The following is a 26,194-nucleotide window of genomic DNA, read 5'->3' on the forward strand; positions in this document are numbered from 1 at the left end:
CAGCTGCGCGCCTCGTGATGCCCGGATATCACCTTTTTGGCAGCAAATGGGGTCGCCGTAGTTGGGCAGATTTTGAAACAGGGAGATGTTTCCACATTGCCCATGTGGTTTCTGTCGCTGGCAAAGATCGTTGCCACCATCCGGCGTCGCTACCTGCCCGGCGCTGACCATCCCGTCTCTGCGGACGATCGGTATAACCTTCACCCGCCCGTGTCGTTAGTGCGTCGCCGCGAATATGCTTTTGCCGATACGCGCAATGGCATCGTTACTCTGCGCCAGCGTCGCTTCTGTTTGCGTTATATAGACAGAGACGATGATTGGCTGCCCTTTTTTCGGCCACACCACGCTGATAATTGAGCGCGAGCCGTGAGCACCTGCACCGGTCTTATCACCGATTGTCCAGCCGGACGGCAGCGACGCGCGCAGTAGCGCATCGGCAACGTTGTCATCCTTCATCCACTGCACCAGCTGCGCGCGGCTTTCGGGTTTGAGCGCATCGCCAAGCGTCAGTTTCGCCAGCGTATGGCTGACGGCGAGTGGCGTGGTGGTATCCTGTAAATCCCCAGGCACAGCGCTGTTCAGCTCCGGCTCGCTACGGTCGAGACGCGTGACGTTGTCCCCTAAACCTGCAAACCAGGCGGTCACTTTTTGCGGGCCGCCCAGCTTCGTTGCCAGCAGGTTGGCGGCGGTGTTATCGCTGTACTCAATTGCTGCGCTGCACAGCTGCTGCCAGCTCATGCTTTTCGGCGCGACAAATTTGCTGGTCACCGGCGAATACTCAACCAGTGTCTCTTTGCTGAACTGCGTAGTGTCGCTGAGGGCGAACTCTTGCTGATCCACCTTGCTCAACAGCGCGCCGCAGAGCAGCGCTTTATGGGTGCTGTTCAACGGAAAACGCTCATCGCCACGGTAGCTGACGCTCTTACCTGAGGCGGTATCGATCACCGCGATACCGATGCGCGCGTGCAGCTTCTCCTCCTGCAAGCGGGCAATAGCGGTGAGGGTTGCCGAATCAATGGTGGCGGCATTGGCCGCGGATGCGACGAGCAGCAGCGCGGGAATAAATTTAACAGACAGATGCATAACGATAATCCTTTTCGTGGTGTGAATATTATATCTGCCGGATTATGCCTGATGGCGCAGCGCTGCCATACTGCTGAGTGACGACTTATCTCTTCCGGAGACACGATGCGCATTGCTCAACTTAGCGATATTCACGCCGCAGCAGACAATGACAACCTCGCCCGCCTGCGTACCGCTATTGCATGGCTTCTCGCCTTCCCGCCCGATATCGTGGTGGTGAGCGGCGATCTGGCGGACGATGGCTGGGCGCAGGGGTATCGCGACATTGCCGCACAGCTTAGTCGTTTGCCCTGCCGCTCCCTGCTGCTGGCGGGGAACGCCGATGATAAAGCGGTGATGTGCGCCAGCATGCCGCAACTGGCAGCATCTTCAGCCGATAAACCGCTCCATTTTAATGAAACGCTGGAAGGCGTTTCGCTGGTTGGTGTGGATGTGACGGTTGCCGGGAAAAGCGGCGGTGATATCACGCCCCATCTGCCGTGGCTGGAGCTGACTTTGCGCGAAGCTGGGCACCTGGTGATGCTGTTCATGCATCAGCATCTCTTCCCGAGCGGTATTGCGCCGCTGGATGCGGCAATGTGCGAAGGTGGCGCGGCGCTGGCGGCGCTGATTGAGCGCCTGCCGCACCCGCCGCTGGCGATCTGCTGCGGGCATGTGCACCGCGCGATGGCGTCAACCTTCGCCGGTGTGGCCGCCTATTGCTGTGGCTCAATCTGCCCGGCAAATCCGCTGCTGTTGAATGAGAGTGCCCCTCCTCCCATCACCGATCCTGCCGCGTTGATGCTCCATGACATCCGCCCGCAGGGCCGGGTCAGCCATTTTATCGGCGTGTAAGTTTAGCGCTGGGCTTTCCACTGCTGCCAGGCGGCATCGATCGCTGGCGCAAGCTTGTCGTAATTTTCCCAGCTATCTTCAACGTGGTAGACCGAGGGCAGATCCTGCGCAAGGATGCGCTCATAATCGTCAAAATAGCCGCCCGGCTCGGTGTGGTAGTAGTGCGCGGTAAACGCCCGTCCCTCTTCGTTTAAATCCTGGTCCCAAAATTTTTCATCGCACATGTCGATAAGAAACTCGCGTCCACTGAGGGTGCGGTTACGCACCGCCGCCAGTTCGTCGGCAGACTCCTCCTGATGATCTTCGCCTTCGAGGTGGTTATTGATGATCCATGCAAGGTAAAAACCAATATGCGTGCCGCCGTTCTCGGTCGGGAGATCCTGCGGATATTCGCCGCCGTAGTGCCAGTCCATTCTGTCGATAGCCATAGTTGTTCCTCGTATCATGGGTTAAGGGAGACATTTCCCGTCATTTATCCAGCCAACCGTGCGGGCAATTTGGGAGATAACCTCTTTTGGCAGTAGCAGAGTGTTGCTTAAATGATGCGCGTCCTGTTTAAGGGGCACAGGCACGTGTTGCGCTTCGCGAGCATATCAACCGCCGTCAGCCGCAGGTAAACGGCGGCTATAAGAGTGAGCAGAGTCACCGCAGCGGCGATAACAGCCTTACGCATGGTTACCCGCTGATAAAAAAGCTCCCCGCAGGGAGCCTGGTGCATCTTGCTATTACAGCGCGATACGGATGATGTCGTCCGGCTGCGTGGCCTCTTTTTCGCGGCTCGATGCCTGTTTTACGCTGACGTAGAGCGTTTTGCCGTCCGGTGACAGCGCCAGGCTGTTCGGGTGGGTCGGCGTATCGAAGGTTTTAACGACCTTGTAAGTTTTCGCATCGATAACGCTGACTTTGCCCGCCTCGCGATGCGTAACATAGACTTCGTTGCGCACCGGGTTAAACAGCACCGCCAGTGATTCCGGTGCGCCGATGCGTTGCAGCACCTTGCCGGATCGGGTATCGACAACCAGTACTTCTGCTGCTTTCGAATCGGTAATAAAGGCCCGGTGGCCGGCAGTATCAAGGCTCAGGTTCAGATAGAAGTGCTCTTTCCCGTCATCCTGGAGCTTCTTGCGGTCAAGAATTTTGTTCGTCCCGGTATCAATGGTCAGCAGTTCGCCATCGCCGTTGGTGCTGTAAAGACGCTTTGCTGCCGCATCAAGCACCAGACCGGTGCTGTACGTGCCGGTATTCGTGATAGTGCTTTTCAGCTTCATCGCCGCGCCGTCAATCACCCAGATGGCACTCTCTTTACCTACGCCGGTAACGTAAAGCGTATTCGTGGTGTCGTCTACCACCAGTTCTCGTGGGCTGAGCGGGTGAACGCTGTCGGAGCGCTTACGCGCATCAAGCACTACGCGGCCTTTAATATCGCCGGTTTTCGCATCGACGGCGGTGACGGAGCCATTCACCGTATTGCCGAACCAGAGCGTTTGCGTCTGCTGATTGATCGCTGCGCCAAAGGGTTTCACATCGCTGTGAATGGCCTGGGTAATATCAAGACTGGCCGGATCGAGGCGATAAATGACGCCGCCTTTGTCGATTTTGCGGCTCTGCGAAGTGGCGACCCATAATGCGTTCTCCTGCTGGCTGACGGCCATTTCGTAGGCCCCCTTGCCGACCGCTTTACGCAGCATCTCCTCGGCTGCGTGGGCACTAAACGAGCCTGCCAGCAGCAGTGAACCAAGGAATAGCGCGCGATGCAGGCGCGATGGAGAAAAATGAGCTAAAGACATAACGACTCCCTTTGTTGAAATTATGCTTACGTTTTCACATGCATCCAGTGCGCGAAACTGCGGTTTCGCTTATTGTTGTAGGTGAGAATAGTAATCATTTATATTCATAAAGTGGAGTCTTAATCGCCCAACAAGGCAAAATTTCTACCGCCATGTAGAGTCGTGATTAACGTAACGTGCGTTCAACATTTTCAAAAAATTTACATATCCTTTAACATGTTGCCGCATTTTTCTTTTTTTGCTCCTCTTTTAACTCGGTTCCGTCATGAAAATCTTGTCAGTTACAAAGGTTACGCTGCCTGTTTTGCTGCTGCCTGTTGCACTCTCTACCTCCGCCTGGGCGGCCTCTGGTGAACAAACGATGATCGTCAGCGCCGCGCCGCAGACGGTCTCGGAGTTGGATAGCCCGGCCGCGGTCAGTGTGGTTCAGGGCGACGATATTCGCCAGGCCGCGCCACGCGTGAATCTCTCCGAATCAATGGGCAGCGTGCCCGGCTTACAGGTGCAGAACCGCCAGAACTACGCCCAGGATCTGCAACTCTCCATTCGCGGATTCGGTTCGCGTTCAACCTATGGCGTGCGCGGCATTCGTCTCTATGTAGATGGTATTCCTGCCACCATGCCGGATGGCCAGGGGCAGACCTCAAATATCGATCTCAATAGCGTGGAGCACATTGATGTGCTGCGCGGCCCCTTCTCTGCCCTCTACGGCAATGCCTCTGGCGGCGTAATGAACGTGACGACGCAGACCGGACGTGAACCGGCAACGGTTGAGGCGAGCAGCTATTACGGCAGCTTCGGCAGCTGGCGCTATGGCATGAAAGCCACCGGTGCAATGGGCGACGGTACCCACGCGGGTGATGTGGATTACACCGCCTCGACTACCCGCTTTGTCACCCACGGCTATCGTGACCGCAGCGGCGCGCGTAAAAATCTGGCTAACGCCAAACTGGGTGTACGCATTGATGAGGCCAGCAAACTGAACCTCATTTTTAACAGCGTTGATATTAAAGCGGACGATGCGGGCGGGCTGAGCCGCGAAGAGTGGCGAGCTAATCCGCGCCAGTCACCGCGTGCTGATGCGTTCCATACGCGCAAAACCATCAAGCAGACTCAGGCGGGGCTGCGCTATGAGCGTCAACTGAGCGAGCGCGACGATCTCAGCGTGATGATGTATGCCGGTGAGCGCGAAACCACACAGTATCAATCCATTCCGCGTGCGCCGCAGCTCAAGCCGACCCACGCAGGCGGGGTGATCAATCTGAGCCGCCACTACCAGGGCATCGATACGCGCTGGACGCACAAAGGCGAGCTCGGCGTGCCGATGACCTTCACCGCTGGTCTCAACTACGAAAATATGAGTGAAGAGCGCAAAGGCTACGAAAACTTCATCATGAGTGGTACCACGCCGGAGTATGGGCAGAAAGGTAACTTGCGCCGTAACGAGCGCAACCTGATGTGGAACGTCGATCCCTATCTGCAAACGGCCTGGCAGCTTACTGAGAAACTGTCGCTGGATGCGGGCGTGCGCTACAGCTCGGTCTGGTTTGACTCCAACGATCACTATGTGACCGCTAAAAATGGCGATGACAGCGGCGATGCGAGTTACCACAAGTGGCTTCCGGCGGCCTCACTGAAATATGCTGTCACCCCAGCGTGGAATATCTACACCGCCGCCGGGCGCGGTTTCGAAACGCCGACTATCAACGAGCTCTCATACCGCTCCGGCGACCAGAGCGGGCTGAACTTCGCGCTGAAACCGGCCACCAACGACACGCTTGAGATCGGCAGCAAAACCCGCATCGGCAACGGTCTATTGACGGCAGCGCTGTTCCGCACCGATACGGATAATGAAATTGTTGCCGACAGCAGCAGCGGCGGGCGCACCAGTTATAAAAATGCCGGGAAAACGCGGCGCCAGGGCGTCGAGCTCTCTGTCGATCAGCAGTTCGCCGGTAACTGGCGCGCAAAAGCGGCATGGACCTGGCTGGACGCAACCTACCGCAGCGAAGTGTGTGGTGATGCCTCCTGCGAAGGCAACCGCATTCCAGGTATCGCGCGCAATATGGGCTTTGCTTCACTCGGCTGGATGCCGGAGGAGGGCTGGTATGCCGGAGCAGATGTGCGTTATATGAGTAACATCATGGCTAATGATGAGAACAGCGCCAAAGCCCCCTCCTACACCGTTGCCGGGCTGAACAGCGGGTATAAGTTCAACTATGGCAACTGGATGATGGATCTCTTTGGCCGCGTTGATAACCTCTTTGACCGCAACTATGTTGGATCGGTGATCGTCAACGAATCCAACAACCGTTACTACGAACCAGCGCCGGGACGTAACTACGGCGTCGGCTTATCGGTGGCCTATCAGTTCAATTAATCCACACCGCAGGCAACAAAAAGCCCGGCCATCATGCGCCGGGCTTTATTTATCACTTCAGGGGCCATTAAAAGGTGGTCCATCCCTCTTCGGCGAGCGTCGCTTCACGCGGCGTTGGCGGGATAAGCGTACTTTTCGCGCCCTTCACCTTTGCCGGTTTTGCCTCATTACTGGCGAGGCGGAAGGCAGCAACCAGCTCTTCCAGCAGGCGCGCCTGCTCCTCCAGCGAACCGGCAGCAGATGAGGATTCGCTCACCAGCGAGGCGTTCTGTTGAGTTGTGCTGTCAAGCTCACCGACTGCGCGGGCAATCTGCTCAATGCCGCGGCTCTGCTCTTCGGATGCGGAGGAGATCTCGCCCATAATATCGTTGACGCGCGTGACGGACTGCACCACCTGATCCATCGTCTCGCCCGCTTTAACCACCAGTTTGCTGCCGATGTTAATGCGTGAAACCGATTCGCTGATCAGTTGCTCGATATCTTTTGCTGCCTGCGAGCTGCGCTGCGACAGGCTGCGGACTTCTCCGGCGACCACCGCAAAACCGCGTCCCTGCTCGCCCGCTCTTGCCGCTTCCACCGCTGCATTTAGCGCCAGAATATTGGTCTGAAACGCAATGCTGTTAATCACGGCGGTAATGTCGGCAATCTTGTTCGAGCTGGTATTGATGTCGCCCATTGTATCTACCACCTGGCGCATTACCGTGCCGCCTTCGCTGGCGGTTTTCGACGCCTGCGCCGCCAGGCTGCTGGCGTTGCGCGCGTTATTAGCGTTGTTTTTCACCGTGGCGGTTAACTGTTCCATACTGGCAGCGGTTTGCACTACGGCGGCGGCCTGCTGTTCGGTGCGGGATGAGAGATCGGTATTGCCATCGGCGATCTCCGTTGCTGCGTGCGAGAGCTGCGTTACGCTGCTGCGCACTTCATGGATCATATCGCGCAGCCGGTCATTCATCCGGCCCATCGCAGCGGTTAACTGCCCCAGCTCGTCACTACTTTGCGCGCGGATTTGCGCGCTCAGATCGCCGCTGGCAATGCGTTCTGCCAGCGCCAGGTTACGGTGAACCGGCCGGGTGATCTGGCGAATTACCCACCAGGAGACCAGCATGCCGAGGAGAATAGCTATCGCACCGGTGATGGCGGCAATGGAACTTGAGGTGTAAGCCAGCTCTTCGTTATGCGCTTTCACCAGTGCGATAATGTCGCGCAGCGATGCGCTGCTGGCATCACCGCCCACTTTGACTCTATCTTCCGCAGCCCTGAGCGTCTGCCAGGCGGTAAAGTAGTTCAGTGCCTGAGTACGATAGCTGACGGTGTTTTCCCAGATGGCTTGTAACGGCGCTTGCAGTTCTCCCGGCAGCTGACCGTTCAGTACCTGCACGCTGCTGGCAGTGGCCGCGAACTGCTGCTCAAGCCGATCGCGCGTGGCAGGGCTCGGGCTATAACGCACGACCAACGCTGCGTCGCGCACGCTGCTGATGGCAAAGAGCTGCTCATAGATTTGCGTCATCAGCGCCGGATCCGCCACCGGTGTACGCACTAGCGTGGTATAGCGGGCTGAGAGATCTTCCCTGCTCAGTTTATCGAGGCTTTCACGCAGGGCGCGCAGATCGCCGGTCGCTTTTTGCATCTCACCAATGCTGGCCTGAAAATTCTCTAAATTGCGGGCGACATCATTAATAATTTTACGTTCGTTGGTTGACCAACTGAGGGCGTCTGCGCTGGCGGTAAGCTCTGAAGCATGGCGAACATAGTTCGCCATCACCTGGCCTGATTTCTCATCGCCATAAAAATATTTCAGGCGATTAATTTTCGCCTGGAATACTTCAATATTGATGTTGTACATCAAATTTGTTTTTTCATAGACGTCGCGAATTTCTTTAAAACGCAGCACGCTGAGAATGGTGGCAAACGCGACCAGAAAAAGAACCACACCGAATCCGACCGACAGCTTTCGACTAATTTTTATATTGCTTACCCGTTGGCTAATTGACATTTTTTCCCCTTGTCTAACGTCCATAGTGAGTGCCCGACTGTGCACGCGACAAGTTATCGGCAGGAAAATAAGCGGATTCAGGTTGCGGGGAGGTTATAGGTTAAAAGTGTGATATTGATGCGCCCCATTCGCAAATTATTACCGGGGTGCATCAATATGCTTCATGAAATTATTAAATCAGTGAATTATCACTTAGCGTTCAAACTGTCTGTGCACAATGGTTGCGCCTTCATCAATTGCTCGCCAGACGGCGCGCTCACTGGCAAAAGCATCGCCCTCTTCTAATGCACAAAGCAGATCGTGGTAATGCTGCACGCGCATCAGGTGCTCAGATGATGGATAGAGATAGTTATAACAGGGGCCAATCCGTACCCAAAGTTGTTCAATTAAAGCGGTGAGCGTCGGCATGCCGGCATGGGCATAGACGCTGAAACGAAACACGCGATTGGCCTGTAACGCCTGCTCTGTGTTACCGCTTTTCATCGCTTCATCGACATTGATAGCCAGCGTGCGCAGTTCGCGCAGCTTATCGCTGGTCATGTTCTGGCTCGCGGCGCGCGCGGCCATGCCTTCAAGATTTTTACGAATCTGATTGATTTCGTTATAACGTTCCGCACTGACCTGCGGCACGAGAAAAGCCTGCGCCGGTGTTGCATGCAGCGCGCCTGCGGAAACAAGTCGCAGTAGCGCTTCACGAACCGGTGTAATACTCGTACCCAGCTGATCGGCGATTTCTTTCGTGATAAGTCGGGCTCCGGGTCTCAGGGCACCGACGATAAGCGCACTCTTTAAACTTGCCTCAACCTGCATGGTTAGACTCGTTCTCTGCGCTTTCTCCAAATCAAGCATGTTTGCATCCTGTATAAATTCTTTATTTTCTCAGCCTGGTAGCGTGTCCATATGGTTATGCCTAAAAGATATATTTTATAAGTGCATGCCTGGTATTGGATTATTGCGTAAAGTTAGAACAAAAAGTTATTTATTATGCACGACCACCAGGAACTGCCTCCACAAGGTCAACAATTCCTTATGCATGTATAATTAAAGCTGTTTTTCGCAAAAATGCCCAATTTAAAATGGCGGTTTTTACCGCCATTTTTTTATTTAGTTTTCTGAGGAGATTTTTACGACGACTTTGCCGAAGTTTTTCCCTTCCAGTAGGCCGATAAACGCCTCTGGCGCCTGCTCCAGACCCTCCGTTACCTGTTCGCGGTAATGAATACGATCCTGTTTAAGCCAGCTCGCCATCTCCTGCTGGAATTCATGCAGTCGGTGACCATAATCCTGCATGATAATAAATCCTTGCAACCGAATACGTTTCTTCAGAATCGTTGCCATTAATAATGGAACGCGATCCGGGCCTTCCGGAAGATCGGTGGCGTTATAACCGCTCACCAGACCACAGAGCGGAATGCGTGCAGAGGTATTTAATAGCGGCAGCACGGCATCGAAGACTTTACCGCCAACGTTCTCATAGTAAATATCGATGCCCTGCGGGCAGGCCTTCGCCAGTTGGTCGCTAAAATCATCGGCATGGTGATCAATGCACTCATCAAACCCCAGCACTTCAACAGCATGACGGCACTTCTCGCTGCCGCCCGCCACGCCCACGACGCGACAGCCCTTAATTTTGCCAATCTGGCCGACCGTTGCGCCAACAGGCCCGGTAGCCGCAGCAACTACCAGCGTTTCGCCCTCTTTCGGCTGGCCGATATCCAGCAACCCCATATAGGCGGTAAAGCCCGGCATGCCAAGAATACCCAGCGCCCAGGACGGGTGCGGGATATTGCTATCCAGTTTCACCAGATCATCACCACTGGCAATGTCGTAATCCTGCCAGCCGCTGCCGGCGAGAACCCAGTCGCCCTCGGCGAAATCCGGATGCTGTGATTTCACAACACGGCTCACGGTGCCGCCACACATCACTTCACCAATTTTAACCGGCGGTGAGTAGGATGGCGCATCACTCATGCGTCCGCGCATATAGGGGTCGAGGGAGAGGTATACCGTGCGCAGCAGCACCTGGCCTTCGCCCGGCGAGGCGACCTCATCCTCCTCCAGCCGAAAATTCTCTGCAGTCGGCGCGCCATGCGGACGCGAAGCCAGTACCCAGCGGCGGTTGCGGTGTGAATGTTGGTTCATTTTGCTCTCCTGTGCAGTGTGGGCTGACTAATGATAGTAGACGGTTAACGCTGCCCGCGCGTTGGCATTACGTGGCGGCATGGTTGAGGCGCACCACCAGATAGCGGCACGGCTGAAGGGTTTCATTGATAAATCGGCAGTCGTTTGGCGGGCCCAATTCCAGACAATCCCCAGGCTGCATCTCGTGGCGCGTCTCGCCTTCGAGAAAGACCAGGCTCCCCTCCTGCAGCCAGATAAGCTGGCGCGCCAGCGCATAAGAGGAGGCTGGCATCGGGATATTGCTGCCGGGCGGCAGCTCGATCTGTACTAAATCAATGGGCAGGTCGCTGCGCGGCGAAACGTGGCGGCGCAGATAGTGGCTTTGCGGATCGCGCCACACCGGCTGGCTGGCGAAGCGCAGCAGCTTGCCCTCCTGCATCTCCGCGCGGGCAATCAGCGTTGACATGCTGATGGCAAACGCGCCGCAGATACGCGCCAGAAGCGTGGCGGTCGGGCTGCTCTCCGCCCGCTCGATTTTGTGGATCATCGCCCGCGACACACCCGCCCGTTCGGCCAGCTCCGTCAGCGACCAGCCGCGCGACTCGCGCTCAAGACGAATTCGCGCACTGATGCGTTGATTTATATTGTCTGAGATAGTATTCATAACGTCATACTATAGTGTACAGATCAGGGGTTCAACTATGCCGATTCGTTATGCCGTGAAAGAGGATTGCGCGGCGATTGCCGCTATTTATAACCATGCCGTGATCAATACGGCGGCGATCTGGAACGATCAAACCGTGGATGCCGATAACCGCATTGCGTGGTTTGAGGCGCGCGCTCTGCTCGGTTATCCGGTGATTGTGAGCGAAGAGAACGGCGTTGTCACGGGTTACGCCTCCTTCGGCGACTGGCGCGCCTTCGACGGCTTTCGTCACACGGTTGAGCACTCGGTCTATGTCCACCCGGATCATCAGGGTAAAGGGCTTGGCCTGGCGCTAATGGAGCGGCTGATTCAGGAAGCGAAGCGCATCGGCAAACATGTGATGGTTGCCGGCATCGAAGCGCAAAACCAAGGGTCAATTCATCTCCACCAGAAGCTTGGCTTTACCATTACCGGGCAGATGCCGCAGGTCGGCACCAAGTTTGGCCGCTGGCTCGATCTCACCTTTATGCAGCTGCAACTGGACAACCGCACCGACCCGGACGCACCAGCATGAACCAGTCCCTGACCCTCGCTTTTCTGGTTGCTGCCGGTATTGGGCTGGTTATCCAGAACACGTTGATGGTGCGTATTACCCAGGCTTCCTCCACCATTCTGATCGCCATGCTGCTCAACTCGCTGGTCGGCATTGTGCTGTTTGTCTCTATTCTGTTGATCAAACAGGGCGTCGGTGGTTTTCAGGAGCTGGTTACCAGCGTCAAATGGTGGACGCTGATCCCCGGCCTGCTCGGCTCCTTCTTCGTTTTCGCCAGCATCAGCGGCTATCAAAATGTCGGCGCGGCAACCACTATCGCCGTGCTGATCGCCAGCCAGCTTATCGGCGGCCTGGTGATGGATGTGGTGAAGAGCGAAGGCGTGGCGCTGAGGGCGCTGATTGGCCCGGTGTGCGGTGCGGTGTTACTGGTGATTGGTGCCTGGCTGGTCGCGCGACGGCAGTTTTAAGACCACAAAAAACGGGCCAGTCGGCCCGTTTTGTCAGTGCATTATCAGAGAATCTCGCCACCTTTGGTGAGATGCTCGCGTCGCGCCTCCGCATCCTCTTTATGCTGGCGACCATGATGGGCGATGGCGTTACGCAGGCGCTGCTGCTGCTCGTAACGCGCTTCGCGGCTCAGTTCGCCATCTTCACTCAGGATAACCAGCAGCTCGTTCATGCCGATAATGGCTCCGTCGGCAATGGCGGCGTCGACGCGGGCGGTAACCTCATCAAGATGTGACATACCCTCTCCTTAATTCAGCTTCGCTTTGGAAAAATCACTGCCCATCAGGCTGACGCTGTAGCCGGTGACGTTACTGCGCGTCGCGTAAAAGGTTTTGCCGTTTGCCAGCGGGATCCACGGTGCCTGCTTATAGAAAATCTCCTGCGCCTGGCCGTAGAGTTTGGCGCGCTCGGCCGGATCGCTCACCAGCTTCGCTTTTTTCACCAGATCGTCATACGGCTTGTCGCACCAGCGCGCGGCGTTGGAGCCGGTCTTCACGCTGTCGCAGCCGAGCAGCGTATCGGCGAAGTTATCCGGATCGCCATTATCAGACATCCAGCCAAACAGCGCAGTATCGTGCTCGCCTTTGCGCATGCCGGAAAGGTACTCGCCCCACTCGTAGGAGACAATTTTCGCTTTGACGCCTACTTTCGCCCAGTCGCTCTGGATCATCTCGGCGATACGGCGCGAGTTCGGGTTGTAGGGGCGCTGCACCGGCATCGACCAGAGCGTCGCTTCAAAACCCTTCTCCAGCCCCGCCTGTTTCAGCAGCGCCTTCGCTTTCTCAGGATCGTAGCTGTACTCCGGCAGATCTTTGCTATAGCCGAGCATATTTGGCGGCAGCGGTGATTTCGCCACGCTGGCTGAACCCAGGAAGACTGCATTCACAATGGCTTTTTTATCGGTGGCGTAGTTCAGCGCCTGGCGCACCAGCACGTTATCGAACGGTTTTTTCTCGGTGTTAAACGCCAGATAGCCGACGTTCAGCGCTTCAACCGTATGCAGGGTCAAATCTTTGTTCTTTTTGATCTGCTCAAACTGCACCGGTGCCGGGGCGGGAATAATCTGGCACTCGTTGGTTTGCAGTTTTGCCAGCCGCGTCTGCACATCCGGCGTGATAGAGAAGATCAGGTGTTTGGTCGGCACCGGGCCATCCCAGTAGTTCGGGTTGGCGATATAGCGGATCAGCGCATCGGTTTTGTACTGCTGCAATGCGTAAGGGCCGGTACCGATTGGCCAGTTGTCGACATTCTCCGGCGTGCCTTTTTTCAGCATCGCGTCGGCATACTCCGCCGATAGAATCGAGGCGAAATCCATCCCCCAGTCGGCGAGGAAAGCGGCGTTCGGTTCATTGAGCACGAACTGAACGTGGTAGTCATCGACCTTCTTCACCTCTTTGATCAGCTTATCGAGCCCGACATCGGTGAAGTATTCGTAGTTGCCCTGCGAGACGTTGTGGTAGGGATGTTTGGCATCCATCTGACGCATAACGGAGAAGATCACGTCATCGGCATTAAAGTCGCGCGTCGGTTTGAAATATTTATTGCTGTTAAATTTGACGCCCTGGCGCAGCGTAAAGGTCCAGGTTTTGCCATCGTCGGAGACTTTCCACTCCGTCGCCAGCGACGGCACCGGGGTGTTTTTCACCGGATCAAAAGTCACTAGCCGGTTATAGAGCACCTGCGAGCTGGCGACAAACGACGGGCCGGAGCTGGCAATTTGCGGGTTGAAGGATTCCGGGGACGCCTCTGAGCAGTAGATCAGTGTGTCGTTGGAAGCCGCAAACGCGGCGCTTGCCGGTAAGAGTGTGCTCAACGCCAGCGCGAGCAGTGTTTTCCCTGTGGTCATGTGCAGGAGCCTTCTATTTTTATATGGAGTTGTAATCTCAGCACAGGCCGGGCGAACTGGCAAATAACCAATCTCTATCAAGTTATGCTAAAGCGGTTGTTTTTGCTGAAATATCCACCATGCTTAATAAGAAAATTTACCGTAGGGCGTATTTTGGTCTTTTTGAGGGCCAGATGCGCTCAATGCGTCGAGAATTCAATGGTTTTGCGCTTTCCTCTGCCTTTTACTGGCGGCGGGAACGCGTATAGTAGACGCGTGAAGAAGTCTATGGGATGAAAACGTGGCAAAAACACTCTTGCGCAGCGGCGATCTGGATGATTTCCAGGCCGTTGGCGGCGGCGGTCAGGCCGTATTCGATTCGGCACTACAAATTCGTGAAGCGCTGCGTCTGCGTAAACAGCAGGCGTTAGTGGATTGTCTGGCAATACCGCAGGTTAATGATGAAGGCGACCGTGTCGACTGGTACTCGCCCATCGACGGTCAATCCCGATCCTGGAAAGCGGCAGAGCCAGAGGCGCGCGCCCGCGCGCTGCGTTACCTCGAAAGCACCCTCGACGCCGCGGCCGCGCTGAGCCGTAAATGTTTGCAGTCGCCAAAAACGGCACAGCAGCTTTTCGGTTCGCTGCTGGAAAAAGCACTGCAGTTCCCTGGCGAAAACCATGTTTTCCTCGTTGATGGCAAACCGGTCATCACCTTTTGGGGCTTCGTCAACCTTAATGAAAGCGCGCGCGAAAACGTGCTTGAGTGTCTTTACGAGCCGGAGCCGGAAGTACCGGAGATTGTGATCGAGCCGGAACCGGAGCCAGAGCCGCAACCTGAACCAGAGCCGGAAAAAGAGGTGCAGAGCGAAGCCGCACCGGAAGCGAGCTTCAGCCAGGCCGACGCCCCGCTCTTAACCCCGCCGCCGGTTAAACCGCAGCCGGTGAATGCTGCGCCAATCTACCAGGCGGTGCAGGATGCCGAGCAGGAGCCTGCTCCGGCGAAAGACCCCACTGCTTCGCCCGCGCCGAAAACAAAAAAACGTCGCCGCACCGTGCTGTGGCTGTTGCCGATAGCGGCCGCTGTTGCCGCTGCCGTTGCCGTGCCGGTTGTGCTCAAACAGCAACAGCAGCAGGCGGAGAGCGCTTCCGCGCCGGTTGCCGAGCCGGCAAAACCGGTCGCCATTGCACCTAAGCCGATTGAAGCGGAGCCAATTCCGGCGCTGTCAGCCAATCTGCCGCTGCACCAGGCCGCGGTATTACCGGCCGAAGAGAAAGCCCCGGCAGAGCAACCGGCGGAAAACGAACCGGTCGTAATCATGCCGATCCCGAAAGGGGCAATGGTGATGGATGCCCAGCAGGTCAAAATGGGCTCGACTAAATTCCTCAACGGCAGCTGGCGTGTGGCGATGGATGTGAAAGATCCGGTCACCGGCAAAGCGCCGAACGTGCGTTATCAGATTCAGAATAATAAGGGCAGCGCCCGCATTGTGATGGGCAAGAACGTCACCTGTCGCGCCGATCTCTTCTCCGGCCTGCATCAGACGGGCGAGTTGCTGATCAAGAGCCGCGGTAATGCGCGTTGCAGCGACGGGACGCGCTACCCGATGCCGGATATTTCCTGTAAAGCAGGCACCAACGACGTGGCGGAGTGCAGCGCGCGTTTTGACGCAAAAACCACCGTTCCGGTGACGTTCAGAAACACAGGTGATTGATTTATGTTGGTTAATCTTTGCGACTACAAACAGAGCGTCACGCTGATCGCCAATAGCGGCGTGCAGTTTCTCGATTTCGGCCTGACGCCGCAGGATTCGGCGAACAGCGGCCGTTTTGTGCGTAAAACGGCGAACGGGCCGCTGCTGCGCCTCGATTTCGATGTGGTGAATGAGCGTTACACCCTGCCCAACCGCGAAGGCGGTCAGCCGGAAGTGGTCAAGCCTGAAAGCAGCCATACGCTGCAATACTCCCTGTCGATCCTCGATGGCGTCTGGTTGCCGATCCCGTTTCTGCGCTTCAACCCGCCGCGTACCTTTGTTGAAGGCCCGGATAACTGGGCGCGCGTGCAGATCCGCAAACTGCCGGAGCCGGACAGCGCCGGGAACACGCACCGCGTGGCGCTGGCTCTCGACAGCCAGATCAACGGCAACTCGCCCGCCGCCCTTGCGCCGCAGGAGAATGATATTCTCAACGGCACCCGCTTTTCGCTCGCCTGGCGCGATGATGAGGTGGCCGATTTTCTCGATCAAACGTGGGTTGATGGCTGGCTGCGCGAAGCGTTTTTGCACTTTATTACCCAGCACGAAAGCCGCAGCGAGCGTGAAATTCATCAGGCCCTGCGTGGTTTTGAGTACCAGGCGCACTGGCTGAACCTGATGTCGCTGCTCGGCATGCAGCTTCAGGTGCCGGAAGTGAAAATCGTCACCCATACCCTCAGCACGCCGGCCATTCCGGTCGATCTGATCCTCGATGTCGGTAATACGCACACCTGCGGCGTGATTATTGAAGATCATGGTGATGCCAACGATGGCCTGCGCCAGACCGCTGAGTTACAGGTGCGCTCGCTCAGCGAGCCACAATTTCTTAACGAGCCGCTGTTTACCAGCCGGCTTGAGTTTTCCGAAGCGCGCTTCGGCAAACAGCACTTTTCGGTCGAAAGCGGGCGTGAAGACGCCTTTGTCTGGCCGTCGATCGTCCGTGTCGGCGATGAGGCGCGTAAACTGGCGATGCAGCGTATCGGCACCGAAGGCAACAGCGGTATCTCCAGCCCGCGTCGCTACCTGTGGGATGAAACCCCGGTGTTGCAGGACTGGCGTTTCAGCCAGATGAACAGCAAAACGCAGCGAGAACCGCTGGCGACCGCTTTCCCGCTGATGAACCTGATGAATGACGAAGGCCAGCCGCTCTATAGCCTGCCGCTGGATGAGCGTCTGCCGGTCTTCTCGCCGCAATACAGCCGCAGCACGCTGATGACCCATATGCTGTGCGAATTGCTCTCACAGGCACTCGGGCAGATCAACAGCGTCGCGACCCGTCTGCGCCTTGGCTTCCCGGCCTCGCCGCGCCAGTTGCGCACCATTATCCTGACCCTGCCGTCGGCGATGCCGAAACAGGAGCGTGAGATTTTCCGCCGCCGCATGTTTGAAGCGATTGCCCTGGTGTGGAAAGCGATGGGCTGGCATCCGCAGGATGAGGATTTTGCCCAGCGCAAGCAGCAGGAGAAAAGCGTGGTTCCGGTGCCCTATATCCAGATGGAGTGGGACGAAGCAAGCTGCGGCCAGCTGGTATGGCTCTATAACGAAGCGATCTCCCGCTTTGCCGGGCAGACCGAAACCTTTTTTGCCTCCCTCGCCCGCCCGGATCGTACCGAAGCACCGGGCGCAGTACCGGGCCGTTCGCTGCGCGTGGCCTCTGTCGATATCGGCGGCGGCACTACCGATATGGCGATCACCCACTATCAGCTGGACGACGGCACCGGCAGCAACGTCAAAATCACCCCGCAGCTGCTCTTCCGTGAAGGGTTTAAGGTGGCGGGCGATGACATTCTGTTAGATGTGATCCAGCGCTGCGTGCTGCCTGCGCTACAAACGCATATGCAGAAAGCGGGCATTACCGATGCGGCGGCGATCATGGCGACGCTGTTTGGCGACTCCGGGCGTATCGACACCCAGGCAGTGCTGCGCCAGCAGACGACGCTGCAACTCTTTATGCCGGTCGGCCATGCGATTCTGGCGGCCTGGGAAGAGAGCGACATTAACGATCCGCTGGCTGGCCTTTACGCGACCTTTGGCGAGCTGCTGAAGCAGACGCCGACGCGCAACGTGATGAACTACCTGAAGCAGGCGATCGATCACGCCCTGCCTGCCGGCTCAGCGGAGTTTGATGTGCTGTCGGTACCGCTGCAAATCACCTTCCGCGATCTGCAAGAGGCGATGCTGGCCGGGCAGTTTACCCTGACTGCCCCGCTACACGCGGTGTGCGAAGCGATCAGCCACTATAGCTGTGACGTGCTGCTGATTACCGGTCGCCCGGGCTGCTTGCCGGGCGTGCAGGCGCTGATTCGCCACCTGCAACCGGTGCCGGTCAACCGCATGGTGTGGCTGGACAAGTACCGGGTGCATGAGTGGTACCCCTTCAGCCAGCAGGGCAAAATCGGCAACCCGAAATCGACCGCCGCTGTTGGCGCGATGCTGTGCAGCCTGGCGCTCGATCTGCGCCTGCCGCGTTTCAATTTTAAAGCGGCGGATATTGGTGCCTACTCCACGGTGCGCTATCTCGGTGTGCTGGATAACGTGGTCAATACCCTGCGTGATGAGAACATTTGGTATCACGACATCGATCTCGATAAGCCCGGTGCGAAGCTCGATGCGCGGCTGCACTTCCCGCTGCGCGGCAATGTGACGCTCGGTTTCCGTCAGCTGGCCAACGCCCGCTGGCCAGCCACGCCGCTCTATACGCTGAGTATCAACTCGCAGGAGCTGGCGAAAACCATCGCCGGTGACGGGGTGTTAAATGTGCGGCTACAGTTTAGCGGCGGCAATAAACACCACGGCCCGGAGGCGTTTACCCTGAGTGAAGCCTGGTTGCAGGATGGCACCCCGGTTCCTGCCGATGCGTTAACGTTTAAATTGAATACGCTGGCCGACCGCCGACACAGCGGAAGCCATTACTGGATCGACAGCGGGAGTGTGTACCTGAAATGAGTGCGAGCGTAAAAACCACCCAAGCCTTAACCGCATGGATCACGAACAACCGTCAGCACTCACCGCTGCTTAATGATGACGCCGATGCCCTGCTGGCACGCGTTACCGCCGCCGCGGCGGATGAACAGGCGCTGACGGAGGTGGCTGACGCTCCCTGTACCGTCGGGCTGTATGGTCGCTCGCAGGCGGCAAAAGCGCATTTGCTTGCCGCCCTGTGCGGCAGCGGCAATGGCCGCATGCATGTACGCCCTGGCGAAAAGACGCTGGATTACTTCAGCCATATTAACCCTGGGCACGCCCTGACCAGCATGGCGCTACGTTTCAGTCAGCGCGTACCGTTTATGGATGAGGGATTCCCGCTCTGCCTGCGTATTCTCAGCGAAGCGGAACTGGTTCAGCTGTTTATTGCTCATGCGCATCAGCAGCCGGATGTGCGCGCGGTTGACAAAGCGGTCATTGAAGATCGGGTCGCGAAATGGCGCGCGCTGCGCCAGCCTAACGTCGTGCCGGGGATCACCGCCGAAGAGATTGGCGCGATTGCCCGCTTCTGGCGCTCAGTGGTGCCCGCCGCGCAGCAGCAGATGGATGATGCGCTCTGGTATCAATTCGCCGCCCTGCTACCCGCTCTTGATCTGACCACACGCGCCAGCGCATGGGCACTGCTGTGGGGCGAACAGCAGGAGTTAACCCAGCAGTGGTTTGCCCTTGCACATACCCTGCACCAGACAGGTAACGCCGCCGAAATTGCCGCACCCTTGAGCATTCTGGTGGACACCTTCGCGCTGCCGACCGACGGCTTTTTAACCCCGGCGGTTGAGCAGGAGGAGGCGATCCACGATGAAGTGGTGGTGCATCCGTGGGCCAATGAGCAGCTGCAAAATGCGGTCAGCATTCCGCTGGCGACGCTGGCGCTGATCACCCGCGAGCTGGTACTGCCGGTGGAAAACAGTCTGCTTCCCGGCGTCGATATTGTGGATATTCCCGCCCCCGGCCCGCGTGAAGGTCAGCCGCTGTGGCGCAGTAAATGCCGCTGGCTGCTGGAGAACTACCGCCAGCGCCTGCAGCCGGATGTGTTGATGATCTGTAACGCCACGCTGGATCGCGCGGAAACCGCCACCACTGCGCGCGCACTGCTGAACTGGGTGAAAGAGACACAGTCGGGCCAGGAGTCGGCGCTACCGGGGCTGGTCTGGGCGATCACGCCGCAGGATGCGCGCTTTACGCTGGCGCAAAATCTGGATGAGACCGTCCAGCAGCTGATTGGCAAGCCGGGCCAGCACTGGGGCACACTGCAGGCGCTGGATGCCAGCAGTTTGCAGCGTCTGCTTGAGTGGCTGGCGCAAGCGACCGCGCCCGCCCTGCGTCAGCAGCGGCTGAAAGCGCTGAACGAACGCCAGCAGCGTGCTCTGCGCGATCTGTTGCAGGCCTGGGTCGTCAGCCCGGAACAGGATGCGGATGAGCAGCGTAAACGGGCGGAGTCCGTGGTGCGCGAACTGCAGGTTCAGGCTTCACGTCATGGTGAGCTGCTCGAAGGATTAATGCCGGATATGCAGCAGTTCGATACGCTCTGGAAGGTACAGCAGCCGCGGGAAGAGAAAGTGAGCGGCCTGTTTAACGAGTCGATCGATCTGTTTGCCGAGTCGGCTGAGAGCGCCGAGCCGCAGGCAATGGCGAAAGATGTTGGTCAGCAGGCGCACGCGCTGTGGGTAAACCACGTGCGCCAGTGGAGCCGCAACGATGACAATGCCGTGCGCCTGGGCGTCAGCCCGGCGACGCTGCGCCAGATGGCAGAAATCGTAATTGTCAGCAGCTACCGCCTGCGTCTGCCGGAAACGCTGCAGAAAATTATGCAGCGCGACACCGCCTGTGCGGCGCAGCTTCATGCCGCCATCGGCAACTTTGTCGCGTGGCTCGGCTATGCCGATCTTCCGCAGGAGAGCCGCCCCGCCAGCCGCGTGCAGAAGGGCAGCACCATCTTTGCTACCGCAGCGATAGAGCTGGGCGGCGCGCGGTTAACGCGTCTCGGCGATCAGCCGGTGCACGCGGCAACCCGCTATGTCTACGACTGGCTGGTCGCGCTTTACAACCGGGCGATTGAAAATATCGGCTACCGTCACCCGCTCGATGTCAGCCCTAACGCGCGCGCGGCGCTCAAAGCGCTACTGCCTTAAGCCTTAAATCGCAACCCGGCACGCTCTGCCGGGTTTTTTATTCGTGTTGCGCGATAAAGGAGCCTATCGCCTGCGCCAGCGCCGATGGCTGCTCCCACGACATTGAGTGACCGGCGTCGGCGATAATCCGCAAATCGATTCCCTGCTGGCGGACTTCTTCGGCGTCGTTATCCGGCAGCGAGTGCGCACCAAAAATCAGCGTCTTCGGGCGCGGCAAATCAACAAACAGCTTCATCCAGCCGGGCGTGATGCCCTCCACCAGGCTTTTCGCTTCCCGCCACATCGCCCAGGGCGCGGTGCTCTGCAAACTGCCCGCCCACGGTGAGGTCTCCCGTGCCAACATCGCTGCATAACCGCAGGTGACAAAGTCCCCTTCATCCATACTGGCCACTTCGCGGCTGAACTGCCCGCCGCCGGGGTAAAAGTTAGGTTCAGAGACGGCAAGGCCGTTAAGACGCGAGTGCATACATGACGCGACTTCAATAGCGATGCTGCCGCCCATACTGTGGCCGTAGAGCCAGAGAGCATCCAGCTTGAGGTGATCGAGCACTTCCACAACGACGTTTGCCTGATCGGTGGTGCGGTAAGCGTAGCTGGCGGGCCGTTCGCTGTAGCCACTGCCGGGCAGGTCGATAAGTATGGCGCGCCGTCCGGCGAGTGCCGGGTCGGTAATAATGCGTGGATATTCAAACGATGATGCGCAGCCCAGCCCGTGAATAAAGACCACCGGGTCGCCTTTGCCCGGTAAGGCGTGCCAGCGAACGCGGCACTGCGCGTGGTGTGAATAGAGTTCGTCCATCTGCTCTCCCTCTTGCGTGATACTGGTATTTTATACAGCATTTCAGCGCAAGATTGCGAGCGAATTCAAAAGAGTGAAATAAGGAGCGCTACCGGGAAACTGATTGGCCATGTTGCACCGACTAATAGTGCGCTCAATAAGCGCATGGTGCGCTTCTCTTTGGTGAGGAACCAGGTGACAAACGCGCAGATCGTCGCCATCACGGCGTAAAAAATCAGCAGTTTTGTGTAGAGTTCCATCCGCCTTCTCCTCTCCTTAGGCCAACATGCACTCGCTATGCTGCTCTCTTTATTGTCCGCATGTTGTCGGGGCGGTCACGCTTTGCTTTAGCGGTCAGACAGCGATCAGAAAATGGAGAAGAGCAGTGCCACCGGAAAGCTCATCGGCCAGGTGGAACCGACCAGAAAAGCGCTCAGCAGACGGATACGTTTACGATCGTGCGACAGGAACCAGGTAATAAAGGCGCAGATCAACGCCATGACACAATAGAACACCAACATTTTTTGGTATAACGACATAACAAACATTAACCCAGAAGTAACAAAACGTGCGCAATATGCTCTTTTAATTGACCTTTATCAAGTTTAAATAGTTTCTCAAAAGAGACCGTATGCCGCAAATTTGATCTAACGGGCTGAATCTATTCATAAACGTCCGCCGGGAGTAATCCTTGATGGGGAGGATAAACGCAGCGCCAGCGGACGTGGATGTTCTGCTTACTGTTGGCGATCGCGCCACGCCTTAATCATCTCCTTCGTCACCTCACTGGCGTAACAGATGGGCGCATAACCCCCTGCTTTGCTCCAGGCGCTACGCCGCCCGCATGAACTGCCGTTACGCGCCCGGTTAAACGGACAGGCGCAGGTGCCCGGATATTCAGCAATTGACTCTTCAATAATCGCCTGTTTCACCTGCGCATCACTTAGCGCCTGCTCTTTTGCCACCCCTTGCGGTGCCATCATCACCCAGGCAGCCACAATAGCACCTGCCAGACTCGTCGTTATTTTCATTTTCGTATCCCGTGAAGGTATGAATTACAAAAATATTCTTATTACTTTCCGTTAATATTGATTAAAAACAACTCAACCTATCTGGGTACATTTATATGTCAGATTTAACTTAAGTCTGCTTTTTAATATCGATAACGGCCAATTTGGGGCTGCTATATTTGGCGGGGCCGAATCTTCTCTGTTATTGTTTTTAACAGGCAAAGAAAAGGTGAAACAAGGTAAAGTTATGCAGAAATATGACGATCTGTGGCAAGCCATTGAAGTTCGGGTGCGTGAAAATAATGACATCACGCATAACGATTGGACCACGGATAGCGTGCGGGGCCATGCTGCGAGGCAGCGCATTGCGCAGATATTTATCCTCGAAGTGCTGTTGGCGCGCCATCGTGAAAAGTATGCCAGTAACTTTGTTCCACTGGCTGGTGAGGAGGCGCTCTACCATCTAATTTTTAAACGCACCGGCTGGAAGCCATTTGAAGTGAAACAGCTCTCCTTTATCGACACGCTGTTTGTGTTAGCTGAACTCTTCCGTGATGAAAACTTACCGGCAGAAGTGCGCGCCGTGCTGCGCTCGCAGGGCATTAAGGATGAGGCGTTACCGACGTATGATTTTTCAGAGAAAGATTGGGCGCCGCGCGAGAACGAAGTTTTTCTGCGCCGTTAGGCTGCGCGGGAAAAAAAGGGCTCATCAGAGCCCTTTTTATTATTGTGCCGCCACGCTACACGCCATGGTGAGCGCAAGCGGCGCGCGGGCAAAATAAAATTCTTCGCCTTCACACCAGTAGGTTTCAATCGGCATTGCGCCGTTTGAAAATGTAGAAGAGATAGTTGTGTCGCCGTCATCCACCGTTAAAAACTCGGCTGCGCGACCGGGAATCAGCACGACTACGATTTTACTCATTATGATTTAATTCCCCTGCCTGATTATTCAAAAAGCCAGCTATTATTGCCGTTTTTTGTGACGGGGTAATGACATTATTTGTAAGTAATTTCTTGCTTTCCCTGCTTTCGTTTCACAGTGTCGCAGATGAGGGAGTATGACACCTTCACGCTCCACTCTCAGAGAGATCGTTGGTTAATGCAGAAAAGCGCAGGCGCTGGAATAAATTACAACACCTCACTGGAGCCGTTAAACGACAATGGAAATTTCATTCAAGTATCGGTCAGAAAACTTTCGATGCTGATTATGGCGATTACATCACCGCCGTTGCACCCTTCCGGCAGCAAAAGTACCCTTTTTTTTTCCAGAATCCTTCATTGGCCACCTGTTGGCGGCTCAGGTGTTACTCTGGGTAGAGGCTACGATATGGGCAATCGCAGCGCCGGCGAAATCCTCTCAACACTTATGCTGGCAGGAATTGAAGAATATAAAGCTCAGTTATGCGCAAAAGCGGCAGGGCTCAAAAATCGGGAGGCAGATCAATTCGTAAAAGTATATGGCCCGTTCGTAGGTGAAATTACACACCAGCAGCAAATACGGCTCTTCGAGATCGCATACCGTGAAAAAATTGAATATGGTAAAGGGGTTTACAGTCGGCATGTTGAGAAATTAAAAATAGTCAATGCTGTGCAGTGGAATAGCTTAGATAAAGTCATCAGAGATGCGTTTATTGACACGCTATATCAAGGCAATATTACGGCAAGACAGATGGTTAAAATAATGGCCCAGGGCGGAAGCAGGCAACAAATCATCGATTACCTGCGCAACGACAGCAATCTTGGTAATGACAAAAGAAGAACAAACATAAGAGTGAGGAATCTGCAGCAATGAAAAATATCCTGATTTTAATCTTCCTCCTGCTGGCATCTGGTGCTGTGCTGGCTGGGCCTACTACAGATATCACATCGAATAGAGATGTTGATACCTGCATCCAAAAAAATGGTGAAAATAACAGCGAATGTCTTGAAGACCTCAACGATAAATCGAACAAGACTCTTATCACCGCTTACACTGAAAAACTTAAACAAATTGAAAACTTTGATTATACCCAGTGGTGGATGGGGGATGAGAATCGGAAGAAGGGCATGATCGAAGCTTTCAAGAAAAGCCAGAGTGAATGGTTAACTTACCGTAATAATTACTGTAATGCGGCTGCCACTGGTTCTCAAGGCACACATTTCCTGGGGGCTGCTGCAACGGGATGTAACATAAACATGAACAACCGACGCATAAATGAAATAGAGATGATTCAAATGCAAATTCAAGAGTAAGCATTTTACTTGCTAAAGGCCGCAGAGCAAAAGGCGACCGGTTTGCCATCCTTAACCGCTATAGTGGCTTTACTGCCCCACCTCTGCCCTATAACAAAGCGGCCGGAACACAATAACTTTGTATTCCAGCCGCTTAACTCTCTGTCAATGCTTTATCATCACATGCCGAACCACCGTGTAATCCTCAAGGCCGTAAATCGACATATCTTTGCCGTAGCCGGAGTGTTTCTGCCCGCCGTGCGGCATTTCGCTCACCAGCATAAAGTGGGTGTTGACCCAGGTGCAGCCATACTGCAACCGCGCGCTGATGCGGTGCGCGCGTCCGACATCTTTGGTCCATACCGATGAGGCGAGGCCGTAGTTGGAGTCATTGGCCCAGCCGAGCACCTGCGCTTCGTCATCAAACTCCGTAATACTCACCACCGGGCCAAACACTTCGCGCTGCACGATCGCATCTTCCTGTTTTGCGCCTGCCAGCAAGGTTGGCTGATAGTAATACCCTGCCCCCGGCTGTTTATTGCCGCCGGTCACCACTTTGATATGCCCGAGCGCCTTCGCCTCTTCGACGGCGCGCGCCACGCGCTCAAGGTGCGCCTGCGAACTGAGCGGCCCAAGCTCGGTGGACTCATCGTTCGGCTCGCCCATCTTCAGGCTGGCGACTGCTGCGCCCAGCTTCTCAACCAGCGCATCATAAATGCCTTTTTGCGCATAGATGCGGCACGCGGCAGTGCAATCCTGCCCGGCATTGTAGAAACCAAAGGTGCGTACCCCTTCGACCACCGCGTCGAGGTCGGCATCATCAAACACAATCACCGGCGCTTTGCCGCCAAGCTCCATATGGGTGCGCTTAATCGACGAGGCGGTATGGGAAATGATGTGCTCCCCGGTAGCAATCGAGCCGGTCAGCGAGACCATGCGCACCTTTTGATGGCCGGTCAAACGATCGCCGACACTCTGCCCACGGCCAAATAGCACATTCAGCACGCCCGCCGGGAAGATACCCTGCGCTAACTCCGCCAACTTCAGCAGGGTCAGGGGTGTGATCTCTGAAGGTTTGATCACCACGCAGTTTCCCGCCGCCAGCGCCGGGGCCAGTTTCCAGGCGGCCATCATCAGCGGGTAGTTCCACGGCGCAATTGAAGCCACCACGCCTAACGGATCGCGGCGAATCATCGAAGTGTGTCCCTCCAGGTACTCGCCCGCTGCCAGCCCGTTCAGGCAGCGCGCGGCACCAGCGAAGAAGCGGAATACATCCACCACCGCCGGGAGTTCATCATTCAACACACAGTGCAGCGGCTTGCCGCAGTTGAGCGACTCGAGGCGCGCGAACATCTCTGCGTTATCTTCAATCACCTGCGCCAGTTGCAGAAGCGCGTCAGCGCGCGCTTTCGGCGTGGTCTGCCCCCACTCGACAAAGGCCCGGTCTGCCGCCTCGACGGCCGCGTCGACCTGCGCGTGTGACGCTTCGGCGATCGTCAGCAGCACTTCGCCGGTGGCGGGATTGTAAACCGCCTGCTCTTCACCTTCGCCATTAACCAGTTCGCCATTAATAAACAGTTGATGTTGCATCGCGCT

25 protein-coding genes are annotated in these 26,194 nt (G+C 56.3%); 10 read left to right on the top strand and 15 right to left on the bottom strand.

Features of this window, described 5'->3' with window-relative positions; translation table 11 throughout:
* Nucleotides 1–216: 216 nt before the first annotated feature.
* Complete coding sequence (bla, locus tag HF650_RS11585) at nucleotides 217–1,083, bottom strand: class A beta-lactamase (RefSeq protein WP_187802497.1); 867 nt, start codon at nucleotides 1,081–1,083, stop codon at nucleotides 217–219.
* Between the two features lie 105 nt (nucleotides 1,084–1,188).
* Here bla and HF650_RS11590 point away from each other — a divergent pair, with 105 nt between their 5' ends.
* Nucleotides 1,189–1,917 (top strand): metallophosphoesterase, encoded by a 729-nt coding sequence (locus tag HF650_RS11590; protein ID WP_187802498.1) that lies wholly within the window; start codon nucleotides 1,189–1,191, stop codon nucleotides 1,915–1,917.
* A gap of 2 nt (nucleotides 1,918–1,919) precedes the next feature.
* Here the strand turns inward: HF650_RS11590 and HF650_RS11595 are convergent, their stop codons facing one another.
* Both HF650_RS11595 and HF650_RS11600 read right to left on the bottom strand, forming a co-directional pair.
* Entirely contained in the window at nucleotides 1,920–2,345 is a 426-nt protein-coding gene (locus HF650_RS11595; protein ID WP_187802499.1) for a hypothetical protein, read from the bottom strand.
* 297 nt (nucleotides 2,346–2,642) lie between these two features.
* On the bottom strand, nucleotides 2,643–3,704 hold the full coding sequence (locus HF650_RS11600; protein WP_187802500.1) for a YncE family protein: 1,062 nt from the start codon (nucleotides 3,702–3,704) through the stop codon (nucleotides 2,643–2,645).
* A gap of 265 nt (nucleotides 3,705–3,969) precedes the next feature.
* On the opposite strand from HF650_RS11600, the gene pqqU reads away from it, so the two are divergent.
* On the top strand, nucleotides 3,970–6,084 hold the full coding sequence (pqqU, locus tag HF650_RS11605; RefSeq protein ID WP_187802501.1) for a TonB-dependent receptor PqqU: 2,115 nt from the start codon (nucleotides 3,970–3,972) through the stop codon (nucleotides 6,082–6,084).
* 67 nt (nucleotides 6,085–6,151) lie between these two features.
* Here pqqU and HF650_RS11610 read toward each other — a convergent pair whose 3' ends face one another.
* The 4 genes from HF650_RS11610 to HF650_RS11625 all read right to left on the bottom strand — a co-directional run bounded on the left by HF650_RS11610 (nucleotide 6,152) and on the right by HF650_RS11625 (nucleotide 10,862).
* Nucleotides 6,152–8,077: a methyl-accepting chemotaxis protein gene (locus tag HF650_RS11610; protein ID WP_187802502.1), complete on the bottom strand. Its 1,926-nt coding sequence runs from the start codon at nucleotides 8,075–8,077 to the stop codon at nucleotides 6,152–6,154.
* 192 nt (nucleotides 8,078–8,269) lie between these two features.
* Nucleotides 8,270–8,926 (bottom strand): GntR family transcriptional regulator, encoded by a 657-nt coding sequence (locus HF650_RS11615; RefSeq protein WP_187802503.1) that lies wholly within the window; start codon nucleotides 8,924–8,926, stop codon nucleotides 8,270–8,272.
* 255 nt (nucleotides 8,927–9,181) lie between these two features.
* A complete protein-coding gene (locus HF650_RS11620) occupies nucleotides 9,182–10,219 on the bottom strand; it encodes an NADP-dependent oxidoreductase (RefSeq protein ID WP_187802504.1) in 1,038 nt (345 codons plus the stop codon).
* A 67-nt stretch (nucleotides 10,220–10,286) separates the two neighbouring features.
* On the bottom strand, nucleotides 10,287–10,862 hold the full coding sequence (locus HF650_RS11625) for an XRE family transcriptional regulator (RefSeq protein ID WP_187802505.1): 576 nt from the start codon (nucleotides 10,860–10,862) through the stop codon (nucleotides 10,287–10,289).
* Between the two features lie 37 nt (nucleotides 10,863–10,899).
* Between HF650_RS11625 and HF650_RS11630 the strand changes: the two genes are divergently transcribed.
* A complete protein-coding gene (locus tag HF650_RS11630; protein WP_187802506.1) occupies nucleotides 10,900–11,418 on the top strand; it encodes a GNAT family N-acetyltransferase in 519 nt (172 codons plus the stop codon).
* Nucleotides 11,415–11,864 (top strand): DMT family transporter, encoded by a 450-nt coding sequence (locus tag HF650_RS11635; RefSeq protein ID WP_187802507.1) that lies wholly within the window; start codon nucleotides 11,415–11,417, stop codon nucleotides 11,862–11,864. Before HF650_RS11630 ends, HF650_RS11635 begins: the two co-directional genes overlap by 4 nt.
* Before the next feature lie 44 nt (nucleotides 11,865–11,908).
* On the opposite strand, the gene HF650_RS11640 is transcribed toward HF650_RS11635, so the two are convergent.
* Both HF650_RS11640 and HF650_RS11645 read right to left on the bottom strand, forming a co-directional pair.
* Entirely contained in the window at nucleotides 11,909–12,142 is a 234-nt protein-coding gene (locus HF650_RS11640; RefSeq protein ID WP_187802508.1) for a DUF2526 family protein, read from the bottom strand.
* Nucleotides 12,143–12,151: 9 nt separating this feature from the next.
* Complete coding sequence (locus HF650_RS11645; RefSeq protein ID WP_187802509.1) at nucleotides 12,152–13,750, bottom strand: ABC transporter substrate-binding protein; 1,599 nt, start codon at nucleotides 13,748–13,750, stop codon at nucleotides 12,152–12,154.
* 280 nt (nucleotides 13,751–14,030) lie between these two features.
* Here HF650_RS11645 and HF650_RS11650 point away from each other — a divergent pair, with 280 nt between their 5' ends.
* The 3 genes from HF650_RS11650 to HF650_RS11660 are packed head-to-tail and all read left to right on the top strand — an operon-like array spanning nucleotide 14,031 to nucleotide 20,599.
* A complete protein-coding gene (locus HF650_RS11650) occupies nucleotides 14,031–15,443 on the top strand; it encodes an SrfA family protein (RefSeq protein ID WP_187802510.1) in 1,413 nt (470 codons plus the stop codon).
* Between the two features lie 3 nt (nucleotides 15,444–15,446).
* Nucleotides 15,447–18,428, top strand: a complete 2,982-nt coding sequence (locus HF650_RS11655) for a virulence factor SrfB (protein WP_187802511.1) — start codon at nucleotides 15,447–15,449, stop codon at nucleotides 18,426–18,428.
* Nucleotides 18,425–20,599: a virulence factor SrfC family protein gene (locus HF650_RS11660; RefSeq protein WP_187802512.1), complete on the top strand. Its 2,175-nt coding sequence runs from the start codon at nucleotides 18,425–18,427 to the stop codon at nucleotides 20,597–20,599. Before HF650_RS11655 ends, HF650_RS11660 begins: the two co-directional genes overlap by 4 nt.
* 37 nt (nucleotides 20,600–20,636) lie before the next feature.
* On the opposite strand, the gene HF650_RS11665 is transcribed toward HF650_RS11660, so the two are convergent.
* From HF650_RS11665 to HF650_RS11680, 4 genes are all read right to left on the bottom strand, one after another.
* The gene (locus tag HF650_RS11665; RefSeq protein ID WP_187802513.1) at nucleotides 20,637–21,398 is read right to left on the bottom strand and encodes an alpha/beta hydrolase; all 762 of its coding nucleotides are present in this window, start codon (nucleotides 21,396–21,398) and stop codon (nucleotides 20,637–20,639) included.
* A 65-nt stretch (nucleotides 21,399–21,463) separates the two neighbouring features.
* Nucleotides 21,464–21,637 carry a GhoT/OrtT family toxin gene (locus HF650_RS11670; RefSeq protein ID WP_187802514.1) on the bottom strand — a complete coding sequence of 58 codons (174 nt, stop codon included), beginning with the start codon at nucleotides 21,635–21,637 and terminating at the stop codon, nucleotides 21,464–21,466.
* 105 nt (nucleotides 21,638–21,742) lie between these two features.
* Nucleotides 21,743–21,916 (bottom strand): GhoT/OrtT family toxin, encoded by a 174-nt coding sequence (locus HF650_RS11675; RefSeq protein WP_071789450.1) that lies wholly within the window; start codon nucleotides 21,914–21,916, stop codon nucleotides 21,743–21,745.
* A 198-nt stretch (nucleotides 21,917–22,114) separates the two neighbouring features.
* The gene (locus HF650_RS11680) at nucleotides 22,115–22,360 is read right to left on the bottom strand and encodes a hypothetical protein (RefSeq protein ID WP_223284323.1); all 246 of its coding nucleotides are present in this window, start codon (nucleotides 22,358–22,360) and stop codon (nucleotides 22,115–22,117) included.
* A 256-nt stretch (nucleotides 22,361–22,616) separates the two neighbouring features.
* On the opposite strand from HF650_RS11680, the gene HF650_RS11685 reads away from it, so the two are divergent.
* Entirely contained in the window at nucleotides 22,617–23,072 is a 456-nt protein-coding gene (locus tag HF650_RS11685; protein ID WP_223284304.1) for a hypothetical protein, read from the top strand.
* Between the two features lie 39 nt (nucleotides 23,073–23,111).
* Here HF650_RS11685 and HF650_RS11690 read toward each other — a convergent pair whose 3' ends face one another.
* The gene (locus HF650_RS11690; protein WP_187802516.1) at nucleotides 23,112–23,309 is read right to left on the bottom strand and encodes a hypothetical protein; all 198 of its coding nucleotides are present in this window, start codon (nucleotides 23,307–23,309) and stop codon (nucleotides 23,112–23,114) included.
* Nucleotides 23,310–23,486: 177 nt separating this feature from the next.
* On the opposite strand from HF650_RS11690, the gene HF650_RS11695 reads away from it, so the two are divergent.
* Together HF650_RS11695 and HF650_RS11700 are read left to right on the top strand one after the other, a co-directional pair.
* Nucleotides 23,487–24,179, top strand: a complete 693-nt coding sequence (locus HF650_RS11695) for a hypothetical protein (RefSeq protein WP_187802517.1) — start codon at nucleotides 23,487–23,489, stop codon at nucleotides 24,177–24,179.
* Nucleotides 24,176–24,619, top strand: coding sequence for a lysozyme inhibitor LprI family protein (locus HF650_RS11700; protein ID WP_187802518.1), 444 nt, complete (start codon nucleotides 24,176–24,178; stop codon nucleotides 24,617–24,619). The genes HF650_RS11695 and HF650_RS11700 overlap by 4 nt, the downstream gene beginning before the upstream one ends.
* Nucleotides 24,620–24,763: 144 nt before the next feature.
* Here the strand turns inward: HF650_RS11700 and patD are convergent, their stop codons facing one another.
* On the bottom strand, nucleotides 24,764–26,188 hold the full coding sequence (patD, locus tag HF650_RS11705; RefSeq protein ID WP_187802519.1) for an aminobutyraldehyde dehydrogenase: 1,425 nt from the start codon (nucleotides 26,186–26,188) through the stop codon (nucleotides 24,764–24,766).
* Nucleotides 26,189–26,194 lie beyond the last annotated feature (6 nt).

The sequence above is a fragment of the Kosakonia sp. SMBL-WEM22 genome (assembly GCF_014490785.1).
Lineage (GTDB): Bacteria > Pseudomonadota > Gammaproteobacteria > Enterobacterales > Enterobacteriaceae > Kosakonia.

Bases quoted from the DNA above. Each gene is read 5' to 3' on its own strand.
- HF650_RS11590 (WP_187802498.1), top strand. From the start codon at position 1,189: ATGCGCATTGCTCAACTTAGCGATATTCACGCCGCAGCAGACAATGAC.
- HF650_RS11700 (WP_187802518.1), top strand. From the start codon at position 24,176: ATGAAAAATATCCTGATTTTAATCTTCCTCCTGCTGGCATCTGGTGCT.
- HF650_RS11620 (WP_187802504.1), bottom strand. From the start codon at position 10,219: ATGAACCAACATTCACACCGCAACCGCCGCTGGGTACTGGCTTCGCGT.
- HF650_RS11640 (WP_187802508.1), bottom strand. From the start codon at position 12,142: ATGTCACATCTTGATGAGGTTACCGCCCGCGTCGACGCCGCCATTGCC.
- HF650_RS11680 (WP_223284323.1), bottom strand. From the start codon at position 22,360: ATGATGGCACCGCAAGGGGTGGCAAAAGAGCAGGCGCTAAGTGATGCG.
- HF650_RS11610 (WP_187802502.1), bottom strand. From the start codon at position 8,077: ATGTCAATTAGCCAACGGGTAAGCAATATAAAAATTAGTCGAAAGCTG.
- HF650_RS11615 (WP_187802503.1), bottom strand. From the start codon at position 8,926: ATGCTTGATTTGGAGAAAGCGCAGAGAACGAGTCTAACCATGCAGGTT.
- HF650_RS11600 (WP_187802500.1), bottom strand. From the start codon at position 3,704: ATGTCTTTAGCTCATTTTTCTCCATCGCGCCTGCATCGCGCGCTATTC.
- HF650_RS11625 (WP_187802505.1), bottom strand. From the start codon at position 10,862: ATGAATACTATCTCAGACAATATAAATCAACGCATCAGTGCGCGAATT.
- pqqU (WP_187802501.1), top strand. From the start codon at position 3,970: ATGAAAATCTTGTCAGTTACAAAGGTTACGCTGCCTGTTTTGCTGCTG.
- patD (WP_187802519.1), bottom strand. From the start codon at position 26,188: ATGCAACATCAACTGTTTATTAATGGCGAACTGGTTAATGGCGAAGGT.
- HF650_RS11665 (WP_187802513.1), bottom strand. From the start codon at position 21,398: ATGGACGAACTCTATTCACACCACGCGCAGTGCCGCGTTCGCTGGCAC.
- bla (WP_187802497.1), bottom strand. From the start codon at position 1,083: ATGCATCTGTCTGTTAAATTTATTCCCGCGCTGCTGCTCGTCGCATCC.
- HF650_RS11695 (WP_187802517.1), top strand. From the start codon at position 23,487: ATGCAGAAAAGCGCAGGCGCTGGAATAAATTACAACACCTCACTGGAG.
- HF650_RS11660 (WP_187802512.1), top strand. From the start codon at position 18,425: ATGAGTGCGAGCGTAAAAACCACCCAAGCCTTAACCGCATGGATCACG.
- HF650_RS11630 (WP_187802506.1), top strand. From the start codon at position 10,900: ATGCCGATTCGTTATGCCGTGAAAGAGGATTGCGCGGCGATTGCCGCT.
- HF650_RS11690 (WP_187802516.1), bottom strand. From the start codon at position 23,309: ATGAGTAAAATCGTAGTCGTGCTGATTCCCGGTCGCGCAGCCGAGTTT.
- HF650_RS11645 (WP_187802509.1), bottom strand. From the start codon at position 13,750: ATGACCACAGGGAAAACACTGCTCGCGCTGGCGTTGAGCACACTCTTA.
- HF650_RS11655 (WP_187802511.1), top strand. From the start codon at position 15,447: ATGTTGGTTAATCTTTGCGACTACAAACAGAGCGTCACGCTGATCGCC.
- HF650_RS11670 (WP_187802514.1), bottom strand. From the start codon at position 21,637: ATGGAACTCTACACAAAACTGCTGATTTTTTACGCCGTGATGGCGACG.
- HF650_RS11675 (WP_071789450.1), bottom strand. From the start codon at position 21,916: ATGTCGTTATACCAAAAAATGTTGGTGTTCTATTGTGTCATGGCGTTG.
- HF650_RS11595 (WP_187802499.1), bottom strand. From the start codon at position 2,345: ATGGCTATCGACAGAATGGACTGGCACTACGGCGGCGAATATCCGCAG.
- HF650_RS11635 (WP_187802507.1), top strand. From the start codon at position 11,415: ATGAACCAGTCCCTGACCCTCGCTTTTCTGGTTGCTGCCGGTATTGGG.